The organism is Methanothrix sp. (genome assembly GCF_030055635.1).
GTDB lineage: Archaea > Halobacteriota > Methanosarcinia > Methanotrichales > Methanotrichaceae > Methanothrix_B.
Genome location: NZ_JASFYM010000008.1, coordinates 77,317 through 88,363, shown reverse-complemented (window position 1 = coordinate 88,363; position 11,047 = coordinate 77,317). Strand labels below are relative to the sequence as shown.

At 51.7% G+C, this 11,047-nt stretch carries 9 protein-coding genes; 5 read left to right on the top strand and 4 right to left on the bottom strand.

What is annotated here, in order from left to right; translation table 11 throughout:
- Positions 1-689: 689 nt before the first annotated feature.
- Entirely contained in the window at positions 690-1,934 is a 1,245-nt protein-coding gene (locus tag QFX31_RS04925; RefSeq protein WP_348531004.1) for an ABC transporter substrate-binding protein, read from the bottom strand.
- A gap of 488 nt (positions 1,935-2,422) precedes the next feature.
- Between QFX31_RS04925 and QFX31_RS04920 the strand changes: the two genes are divergently transcribed.
- Entirely contained in the window at positions 2,423-3,319 is an 897-nt protein-coding gene (locus tag QFX31_RS04920) for a hypothetical protein (protein ID WP_348531003.1), read from the top strand.
- Positions 3,320-3,917: 598 nt separating this feature from the next.
- Positions 3,918-5,087 carry a hypothetical protein gene (locus tag QFX31_RS04915; protein ID WP_348531002.1) on the top strand — a complete coding sequence of 390 codons (1,170 nt, stop codon included), beginning with the start codon at positions 3,918-3,920 and terminating at the stop codon, positions 5,085-5,087.
- A 376-nt stretch (positions 5,088-5,463) separates the two neighbouring features.
- On the opposite strand, the gene QFX31_RS04910 is transcribed toward QFX31_RS04915, so the two are convergent.
- From QFX31_RS04910 to QFX31_RS04900, 3 genes are all read right to left on the bottom strand, one after another.
- The gene (locus QFX31_RS04910; RefSeq protein ID WP_348531001.1) at positions 5,464-6,297 is read right to left on the bottom strand and encodes a UDP-2,3-diacylglucosamine diphosphatase; all 834 of its coding nucleotides are present in this window, start codon (positions 6,295-6,297) and stop codon (positions 5,464-5,466) included.
- Between the two features lie 521 nt (positions 6,298-6,818).
- Positions 6,819-7,625: an ATP-dependent sacrificial sulfur transferase LarE gene (larE, locus tag QFX31_RS04905; RefSeq protein ID WP_348531013.1), complete on the bottom strand. Its 807-nt coding sequence runs from the start codon at positions 7,623-7,625 to the stop codon at positions 6,819-6,821.
- Positions 7,609-8,076, bottom strand: coding sequence for a PUA domain-containing protein (locus QFX31_RS04900; RefSeq protein ID WP_348531000.1), 468 nt, complete (start codon positions 8,074-8,076; stop codon positions 7,609-7,611). The genes larE and QFX31_RS04900 overlap by 17 nt, the downstream gene beginning before the upstream one ends.
- Positions 8,077-8,187: 111 nt before the next feature.
- Here QFX31_RS04900 and QFX31_RS04895 point away from each other — a divergent pair, with 111 nt between their 5' ends.
- The 3 genes from QFX31_RS04895 to QFX31_RS04885 are packed head-to-tail and all read left to right on the top strand — an operon-like array spanning position 8,188 to position 11,033.
- Positions 8,188-9,687, top strand: a complete 1,500-nt coding sequence (locus tag QFX31_RS04895; protein ID WP_348530999.1) for an acetyl-CoA carboxylase biotin carboxylase subunit — start codon at positions 8,188-8,190, stop codon at positions 9,685-9,687.
- Entirely contained in the window at positions 9,659-10,666 is a 1,008-nt protein-coding gene (locus QFX31_RS04890; protein ID WP_348530998.1) for a biotin--[acetyl-CoA-carboxylase] ligase, read from the top strand. The genes QFX31_RS04895 and QFX31_RS04890 overlap by 29 nt, the downstream gene beginning before the upstream one ends.
- The gene (locus tag QFX31_RS04885) at positions 10,659-11,033 is read left to right on the top strand and encodes a Mov34/MPN/PAD-1 family protein (protein WP_348530997.1); all 375 of its coding nucleotides are present in this window, start codon (positions 10,659-10,661) and stop codon (positions 11,031-11,033) included. Before QFX31_RS04890 ends, QFX31_RS04885 begins: the two co-directional genes overlap by 8 nt.
- Positions 11,034-11,047: the final 14 nt, after the last annotated feature.

Below are 11,047 nucleotides of genomic sequence, written 5' to 3'. Positions count from 1 at the left end.
AGGTTCCAGTGCTCAAATCGCTTCGCAAAGATCTCCCCAATACGGTTCATGAATATCGAGTCGCCTGCATCTCATTTATAGTTTCGGGCCTCTGTGCGCTCACGCTCCGCAGTCTCACCTTTCGGAGAGAGGACTGCATCGCTTCACAACCTGTGGCCCTGCAGAGGCCAGATGGAGCGGGAGTGGATGATGAAATCGCTCTTATCCATATGATGACTTGCCAGAAGAGGCACAGGCGCGGCTATGTGCCTCTTCAGGCGAAGGAATGCGCAGTCCAAACAGATTGCTTGACCTCAAGATTGCTAAGTGCACAAGAGCGCTAACCGTTGGAACCAGAATGCGAAAATACTACAGACTGGAGCGTTAATGCGGAATGTGGGCTGTATCTCTAACCTGACGCCTTTCATATGATTGGTCTATTCATATACTAGTATTATATTAAGTTTGGCGTAAGACTATAACATGCAGGGAAGGCCCATATACCCGTGCGTGGGTTGATCTTAAGAGAAAGTTGTCTGGATTAGAGGATAAAGACGTGAATGTAGCACTAAAAATCTGTAAGGGTGAATTAGCGACGCTCTCGGATTTCATGGGGGCACCACAAGAAAAGAGTAAAACACAAAGAAGATTAACCGAGTTCTAATAAAAATGATTTTCGGCAAGGTCAGAGAACGGCATCTCAGCGTGTTTTATTTAGGGTACACGAATACTCCCTGATATCTCACATTCTGATACCTCTCCAGGTATTCCTTATGTATTTCCTCTGGATCCAGATCTTTGAAATTCTCAGGATAGAACCACTTGGCTAGGTAGGCCAAACCCACAAACCATCTGGGTCGGCTGGTGACATCTGTGGTCAGAAGATACACTCTTTTGTTCTTCACTGCACTTACCTGAGACAGCTCAGGAGATTTGACGATGCTGTTCCAGACATTCCTCATCTCTGTGTCATTTGAAACGGTATATCCACCCGGAGAACTCCAGGTGAAGATGATCTCTGGATCTTCTTTTATAACCCACTCCGGATCGACGGCAGGATACATGCCACCGGTTCCTCCCTTCAGCTCATGAGCTATGTTCCTTCCACCGGCAAGCCCGCAGAGCATATCCACAATCGATCCGTTCGATCCAGTCTTCCAGAAATCGCTCGGTGAGTAAATGGGATAAACCCTCGGCCTCTCATCTGCGGGAACTGATGCTACCCTGCCCTCAATGAGATCCACATATCTGTATACAAAATCGATCAGATCCTCTGCCTCGGACTTTCGGTTCAGCATATATCCCAGCGTCATCATCTCGGACTGGAAGTAGTCTGGATATGTAAACCCCATGCGAACGACAACAATTCCAGATGAGTTCAGCTTATCTTCCAGCAACTCGGTATTCGGGAACCTCAGATCAGCGATCACAACGTCGGGACGGAGTCGGATTATGCTCTCCACATCCGGCTCGCTCCACTTGCCCACTGTCGGCCGGCTGCTAAGCTCACCGAAAAACTCCTTGTTGGTCCCTTCCACAACCGAAGTCCCGACGCCTGTAACCAGCTCTTCTGCATTCACACATCTTATTGCCTCTGCAGATGCCAGATTGAGGATCACTATTTTGCTTACAGGCATTGGAACTCTGATAATCTTAGCCTTATCGTAGATCGTAAAGGTCTTGATAATGAGATAGTTCTCCGATTCGTTAATTATTCTCTGTATCTGCTCGATATCTCCCTCATCGATCCTTCCATCACATGTGGCGTCAGCAAGCTCCGTGACAGGATTTGTCCCATCAATGATGCCTCTGACATAGGAGACGTCCTGCTCATCAATGATGGAGTCCATGTTCGCATTACCAAATATGCCCAGAGTATACTCCGCAGCATCCGCATGCAGGGCTACGCTCATTATGCATTGTACCAATACCAGCGCAAAGGCCAATTCTCTCATATGCTCCTCCATTTGCCTGTTATGACAATTTTGTATATAAGTATAACTAATTGCTATTATTTCAATATAAAATCAGATTTTGTAAATTGTGTCGTGAGCTCGAATTTCAGCGTTCACTGGTATAACACCACATGAGTTCCACGGCGTCGCATGCCTCCGAATTCGATGATTCAATTACACGACTTTGTTTTGAACAATGTCGGCATCGAAATCGACATCATGGGACCTGTTAATAATTGTCCGGCGCCCTACAGCGTGGTTGAAGGCTACGAATCACCTGAAGCTATTGCTTTTGCACTTATCCACACGTGGTGGGTAGACCACCAACATAGTGCCATCCTATAAAAAGTAGTTAAATTAAAATAGACGTTATCATCATATACGATCGTTAAAATTGAACCTGAGGTGAGAATATTTTCGCCAGTCCAGGAATAATAAAAAGGGGCGAGCTAGTTCGAGCGCTACTGCTGGCAATCATTCTAATTTTCGTGGCATCTACAGCCGGTGCCATCACAGGATTGCAGAAGGAGCAGGCGAACTTGTTAACGCCAGCACAGTCTGTTGAGGGAAGGACCGGTTACACAAACGAGTTCGCAAACGAGACGATTAAGGCTTTGGATTTGTACTATACAGACGCGAAGGAGTCACCGGGCTCTGTATATCAAACAGGAACGCCGCGTCCGCATTACACAAGACGGAGTGGAAACATCTACAGCTTCGCATTCCATCCAGGGGTACCTGAGAAGCTATACTTTGTCAATGCTAACGAGAACAAAATATATCTAACAGCCCTGACCGGCACGGGCTATTCGGCAGAGCAGGTGGTCTACACGCACAACACCTACGTCAGGGATATAGCATTTGCACTGGATGACGCAGGTGATCTGCATCTCTACTTCAGCGAGGCCACCGGCGCTGGAGCTAACGGCATGATTTACAGGCTTGAAGGCAACGGAACCGCGACTCCATTCTACGAGGTCAGGCTCTCTGATGTTGGCGGCTCGTGGGCGGGTGACTTCGCGTTCGATACTGAGGGGAACCTGTACCTGAGCTCTGGAAACAGCATCCCTGCAAGCATATACAGGGTAAGATCAGGAACCGGTGCTGTTGAGACCGTCTATACCGATAACGCAGAGCCGATCAAAGGGCTGATCGTGCAGAACGGCCAGATATACTACGCAAATTGGAGAAATACAATTTATTATCTGAATATCACAGGTGGGAGGAAAATCGAAATCTACATAGATCCGAATAGAACCTGGCTCTCTGACGTGGGATTCAGGCGCGCTCTGAGTGCTGATGAGGTGCCAAGAGCCGGGACATACGACAGATTGCAGCTGAGAGATTTTACGAGGACAATGACCAGGGCAGCTATACACAAATAGCTATCTACTGAGTTTTCCCCTTACATTTTTGACCTTGCTTGTTTCTCAGCAGTGAGCTCGATTCATCTGGCCGTCTCTCAGGAATCAGCATCCAATAACACAAAGACTTATGAATCCTGCGATGCTGCATGCTTCTGAGTTCAATGATAGTACACGATTTGTTCGGACCAGAATGCGAAAATACTACGGACTGGGAGCGTTAATGCGGAATGTGAGATACACGCATCAACTCTGGGCTTCCCGGCGCGCAACAGATCACAAATCTTGCAATTTATATACTGGGTTGTGTACTCGAATAGCTGAACGATTCTGCTGTATTCGAGAGCGATGAGCAATATATCCCATGAGTCTGGATGGACTGAGTGCTGCGGATTTCAATGATGCAAGTACACGACCAAACAACTTATGATGTTTCGATTCGAAGAGAAACTATTTATTTAAAGCTGCTTTTACAGAATCTCAGGACGGAACAGTCTCAACCTCAGATCATCCATTTCGCCTACAGCAGCACGCCTGCAGTAAATCCGCTTTGGATATCTGATTCTTAAAAGATCCCTGTGACGTCTTGTAAGACAGATCCGATTATGGAGTCGATGTTATGGGCAGAAAAGCTGCGTTCACAATGTTGTTTCTTCTCCTCATCGTTAATTCAACCACAGCATCAGATGCCGCGAGGCTGACACTTCCCAGCGGCATGAGCAATCCCCTGACCATAAGATACCCGGAACTCGCCCGGGCGCCAGCTCCTGTTGCGATAAAGGAGGGTCTCCGGGCCACCTATGAGATGGTGGCAGGATCACCAGATATCACGACTGAAGGAAATGTGGCCTTCGTTGGAGGAGATACCGGCGCCGGGCTGGTGCAGGTGACAGTGGTGGCGCTGGATGGCGAAGAGGCGGCCACCTGGACCGAGGCATTCTACCCTGATCCCACCACAGGCGGCATGAAGAAGGTGAACTTCTACGGCTCGGTGAATCCAGCTGGATGCGGTGATTTCTGGTGCAACCCGGATGTTCTCAGATCAATTCCTGAGAGGGCGGACGAGGATCTGTACGTGGATCGTGGAAAATACGAGCTTGGTGGGAGGGAGTATGATGTCATCAGATTCAGTTTCCAGTCCCAGGGAATTTCTCTGATCATGATCTACGACCTTAACACTGGCATACTGCTTCATCACACTGCAGATTACACTTCCACCATGCCTGAAGAAGGTGGCGGAATTCACAGTCGCGGACAGCATGCGATAATGAGGCTGTCTGGTCTGCGTGAGGTGAGTATTCCGTGGAGAGACGGCACAGTGCCCTCCTGGGTCCAGCCCGGAACCACCCTGCTCTTCCAGGGGCAGCATTACTTCTGGCTTCCGCAGCTGCCAGACGTAGCGCCCACTGCATCTCCACTGGATGTGGAGCTGCAAATACAAAAGGTCCATAAAAGGTTCTTCGAGGGCAGGCAGCAGGCGCGCACTGCAGAGGCCGTGCAGCTTACATATGTGCCTTTAGTGTCTGGCATCGCCCAGCTCATGGGCTTGTGGGTTCCACAGGAGGCCCTATCTCTTCCTACAGGCGTCGTGGACAGCGATCCTAACACTGGAATGGTTGTGAGCGTGCTTTACAGCGGCCAGGACGGACTCGTCATGGAGGAGACAAACAACGATAACTACATGCTCACAGCGACTTATGATTCCAGCGGAAGGATCGTGCAGACTGTTACAGAGCGCCGCTCAGGCACTGCATCCGCAGAGAGAGATGTGCTGCAGCTCGTTATGTGAGATCACAGATCCTCCTGGAGCACAGTGGCGGAGGAATCTCCCTCACAGTGCTCAGTGACATCGATTTTTTACCATATTGCAGTGTCTTTTGAGTTTTGCTCTGGCGTTATCTTGCTGACGTCCATAGGAAAGCTGTGCGGATTGCGTTTCGTTCATGTTGCCACATATTCTCACTCTGGCTTCAATCTCCCCTCCATCAGCCGCTCGTCACTCCACACCTACGAACGCCTGAGATTGCCCTGCTCGCCGAGAGATCTGGCAGTGTGCCGGAGACGCATCTCAGATGGTGCACCTGACAACTGGCCTGAAGTTATTGTTTTTGCGCTTACCTGCACGTTTCAGGTGGACTGAGAGCGAATCATGCGAAAAAGGTAGCTTAAGGAAGGAACGTTTTGGGCGTGATGTGTCCCTCATCGATCTCGATGAAGCTGTAGTGATCGCATGGCTCTTTATTCCATGAGCCTGTGTTCGCAACGTGGTTCTTCTGATCGCAGAATGGACGGTGAGTATGACCAAATATCAGGAACTCATCAGGCTTCATTCCGAGATAGACGACCCTAGCCATCGATGATGCGAGCTGCTCTACTATTGTTCGCACATTATGGGGGCCAGTCATCCTGATTCCCGGTGACTGCATCATGGAATCGATAGCACCTTTCACATCTGAAGGTAGACGCTTAATGCCATCAAGCGCCGACTTGGCCACCTTGAAGGTATCCCATAGCTTGTCAGCAGCATTACCTGTATCGTCGCCGGCCAGGCAGAGTCCTTCAGCGAATGTCTCGTAGGCTGTCATGGATTTGCAATAAGGGTTCGCCAGCACCTCCAGCTGGTAGCCGTGGATGAAGAACAGCTTGGTCCCATCATCCTCGAGCGGGAGGGTCTTTGTTACCTCGAATGGAAAGCGACTACCTGCTAACTCACACATCCTGAGCATATGGAGGTCGTGGTTTCCTGCAACATAGTGGACTGTGGCCTTTCTGCTTATCTCTACGAGCTTTGATAGCATAGACTCGCTATCCATAAGGGCTCTCCCGAAATCCCGTCTCCACAGATCAACGATATCCCCCAAAAGGACAAGGTGCCCACCGCTGCTGAGCTGGTCTGATGCTATACGATCCAAGAACTCCAGAAACATGGCATCGTCGGCTTCTACCTGGCGGTCGTTGAGCCGCTCAGCCATGTGCACATCTGAGACCACTATAATCATACGCTTTAATCTGCACGCTACTTATTAAAATTTTATATCAGTATCGAATGTTGTGCGGAAGGGTTCATCCCCAAGATGCAACAGGAGTAGCAGATACATGATAGGGTCGTGTACCTGAATCACTGAACATGTCTCAGGGACCAGCACTCACCGGCATAATGTTGCATGAAACCCACGGCGTCGCATGCCTCCGAATTCGATGATTCAAGCACACGACTTTATTTTGAACGATGTCGGCATGGAAATCGATATCATGGGACCTGTTAATAATTGTCCGGCGCCCTGCAGCGTGGTTGATGGTTATGAATCTCCTCAAATATTGCTTTTGCACTTATCCGCATGTCAGAGGTAGACCACCGGCTTTGCTTACAGCGCTATTTTCAGCGTCGTGGTGCGATCTTGATCCTCAGGATGCGGCGATTGTAATTTGTGTTTTAGCGCCTGTGAAAATCATCGATCGACGATGATCGATCCATTTAGGTTGATATGTCCGATCGAGGCGTGCTCTGAGCTTAAAGCTCTTACCTCCAGATACTTGCATTCATGCTTCCGCTCCTGTAGCCCTCGAGATCGAGTGTGATATACGAAAATCCCAGCTCTTTGAGCGCATTCACGATGCTATCCCTGTGCATCAGAACCTGTTGGATCTCAGACGGAAGAACCTCAATCCTGGCGAGATCGCCATGCGCTCTCACGCGGACCTGTGAGAGTCCGGTATCCTTCAGCACATCCTCCGCCAGCTCCACTCTTTTAAGCGCATGCGATGTTATGCGCACGCCGTATGGGATCCTGGATGCGAGGCATGCAGACGATGGTCTGCTCCAGAAATCAAGTCCGATGGATCTTGATATCTCCCTGATATCAGATTTCGATATGCCAGCATCAACAAACGGATGGCATATACCTTCTTCATCACATGCTTTTATCCCCGGGCGGTAATCATCGTAGTCGGTGGTGTTGACGCCGTCTGCCACGCAGCTGATGCCGAGAGAGGCTGCGATCTTCCTGAGAATTCCTCCAGATGATTTCTTGCAGTGATAACATCTATCCGGGCTGTTCTCAACGACGCTCTCGAGATCGAGGACATCATGCTCGACCACGATGCACTTGATCCCGAGACGTCGAGCAACAGACTTCGCATGCTCCAGCTCCCTCCTCGGCATCAGCGGGGAGTCCAGGATCACGGCCACCGCCCTCTCTCCGAGAACATCTCTGGATACCGCAGCTAGCAGGCTGCTGTCGACACCTCCAGAGAAAGATACGAGCATGCTCCCCTTGGAGGCGACTATCTCCCTTAGAATATCGAGCTTCTCAGCCACGACGGACATGTTCCTCAATCCCATATCTCACTGAAACAGCCACGCCTCTCTTTATCTGGAGCATCTCCCCAGGCGCGAGAACTGCCCTTCCTGTGGCGATCAGCCTGTCGCTCTCATCAACGACCAGCACCTCATCGCCCGCTCTTATCTCAGGATCTGCGTACAGGACGTGCCTGGCGAAGAGGTTCTTTCCGGCAGAGACAAAAGGCACAGCATCAGGAGACGCGACCACCCTGAGTTTAGGATGGGGAAACGCCATGTGCAGCCTCTCAGCGCCGAGCATGCTGAGCGTTAGATGTGAGTCCCGGGCGCGCACGGTCGCTATCCGCTCCCTCCCTGAGAGAAGATATCTCAGCCGCTGTGTGCTGGAAAGCTGGAACGTCGTGCCATCCGGAAAAAGGGCAGCTCCAGCTCCCCTCCCGAACTGAATGTCTGCGAGCATCCTGGCAAGATTGATCATAATATGAGGTTAACTATGAGCCTTAAAGATCTTCACAAACATGCGTAATATTTTATTTTATAAAACATTTTCCCAAAAAGGTTTTACCTTTGTAGAGCATTGGGTTTGGGGATGTTCAAGAAGATCCTGGTCGCAAACCGTGGGGAGATTGCAATCCGCATAATGAGAGCCTGCAGGGAGCTCGGCGTCCTGAGCGTTGCAGTGTATTCAGATGCGGACAAGAACGCGCTCTTCGCAAAGTACGCTGACGAGGCAGTCTACATCGGGCCGTCCCCCTCATCGGAGAGCTATCTCAACATGGATAAGATCGTGAAGGCAGCACTTCAGACCGGCGCTGAGGCGATACATCCCGGCTACGGTTTTCTGGCTGAGAATCCAGCGTTTGCGAAGCTGTGTGAGGAGAACGGGATTGTGTTCATAGGGCCGTCCAGCAGCTCCATCGACGCGATGGGCTCGAAGATAACCGCCAGGCAGATGATGAGGGATGCAGGGGTGCCGATAGTGCCCGGCACTGAGAAGGGCATATCTGACCCGGAGGAGATTGCGGACATCGCGGAGCGGATCGGCTATCCGGTCATAATAAAGCCAGCAGCTGGTGGCGGAGGGATCGGCATGAAGATCGTCGACAGGCCCGAGGATCTAGCCCCTGCTGTGGCATCGGCCCAGTCGATAGCAACGTCAGCGTTCGGCGATGGCACAGTCTATCTGGAGAAGTACCTGACCGAGCCGAGGCATATCGAATTCCAGATAATGGCAGACAACAGGGGAAGAACGGTCTACGTATCAGAGAGGGAGTGCTCGATCCAGAGACGCCACCAGAAGCTGATCGAGGAAGCCCCATCCCCAATAATGACCCCGGAGCTCAGGAAGAGGATGGGAGAGATAGCGGTGAGGGCTGCGAAGGCCATACGCTACAGGAGCGCTGGGACTGTAGAGTTCATGTACTCTCATGGAGACTTCTACTTCCTGGAGATGAACACGAGGCTCCAGGTGGAGCACCCGATAACAGAGATGATAACAGGCATAGATCTCGCAAAGGAGCAGATCTCTGTAGCTGCAGGCGAGGATCTGAGCTTCAGCCAGAACGAGATAGAGATACGTGGATGGGCGATAGAGTGCAGGATAAACGCAGAGGATCCCATGAACGATTTCGCTCCATCGCCAGGCAGGCTCAAGAGGTACAGGAGCCCCGGAGGGCCTGGAATCAGGGTGGACAGCGGAGTCTACACAGGCTACGTGATCCCGCCGTACTACGACTCGCTGATATCAAAGCTCGTGGCGCATGGAAGGGACAGAAACGAGGCGATAGCCAGGATGGAGAGGGCTCTATACGAGTACATTATTGTGGGGGTCACGACGAACATACCGTTCCACAAGGCTGTTCTGAGAAACGAGCGGTTCAGGAGAGGAGAGATCAACACGCACTTCATCAGGGAGGAGAACATCCTTGATGACGTGAAGAGGATAGTGGCCGAGGAGAAGGAGAAGCGCGAGAGCCTCGCCTCTGCGCTCGGTGCGGACACGAGAAAGATCGCCGCCGTCTCGGCTGCTGTGGGTGCATACCTCTCGCTCTACAGATCTGATGAGGATGAAGGAGAGGCGAAGAGCTGAGGAGATCTCCTGCAGCATCATACGCATGCTCAGGGCGGCTTCCGGAGGCTGGGTCTCTGGAAAGGCGATTGGGGATGCGCTGGGGATAAGCCGTGCAGCCGTATGGAAGCACATCCAGCACCTTCGCTCGATGGGCTACAGGATAGAGGCCTCCACGCGGCTCGGCTACAGGCTCCTCGGCCCTGAGCCGGTGCATCTCCATATCCCAAAGCATCTCTGCAGCAGGCTCATAATGCTTGAGAGCGTCGGATCCACAAACGATTTCGCAAGGGAGATCGCGAGCGAGTCCGAGAGCTGGACGGTGGTGATAGCTGAGGTCCAGACCGCAGGCAGGGGGCGGCTCGGCAGGGAATGGCTCTCCCCTCCAGGCGGCATATGGATGAGCATAATCCTGAAGCCGATGGCCGCGCCCTCTGAGGCGTTCAGGTACACGATGGCCGCATCTGTCGCTGTCTGCAGATCGCTGAGGGATCTTTACGATCTGAATGCAAGAATAAAGTGGCCCAACGATGTGCTTGTCAATGGTAGAAAGATCTGCGGGATACTGACGGAGATATCGGCGGAGCTTGATATCATAAATCACATAATCATTGGTATCGGGATAAATGCGAATATGAGCGCCTCCTCCCTGCCTGAGGAATGGAACGCGACCACGATCTCTGCGGAGCTTCAGAGGGAGATCGCACGGGGAGAGCTCATTACAAGAGTGCTTGAGGAGATGCGGGCACTGCTCGAATCCGGGGAAGTGTACCAGGAGTGGGTGAGGCTCTCCGATACAATCAACCGGCGGGTCAGGGTCCAGGGGTTCGGCGATGTGACAGGCCTTGCGGTCTCGCTGGAGCCGGATGGAGCCCTGATCCTGAGAAGAGATGATGGCAATCTTATTAGGATTCTGGCGGGAGACTGCATTCATCTAAGATCTGCTGAGCAGAGCACAGGCGCCGGACCCCAGGCTGAGGAGGTCAGCAGATATGCGTAGGGTTAAGGGGATATCAAGGGAAGCGCTGGAGTTCATACTGGAGGCGAGCAGATCGTCGATGCCTCGAGAGTTCGCGGGGCTGCTTCAGGCCAGAGAGGGGGTGATATCGGAGATACTGATCCTTCCGGGGACAGAGTCCTCTGAATGGATGGCCTGGGTTCCTTTGTACATGCTGCCGAGCATGCCGATTGTCGGATCATGCCACAGCCATCCGGTGCCGAATCCTGCTCCGTCCCAGGAGGACCTGGAGTTCTTCTCCCGAACTGGCAGCTACCACATAATCGCATTTCCACCGTTTGATGAGAGAAGCTGGAGATGCTACGACTCCTCCGGGAGAAGGAGAGATCTTATTGTGATGGAGGAATGAAACGTCCCGTGCTT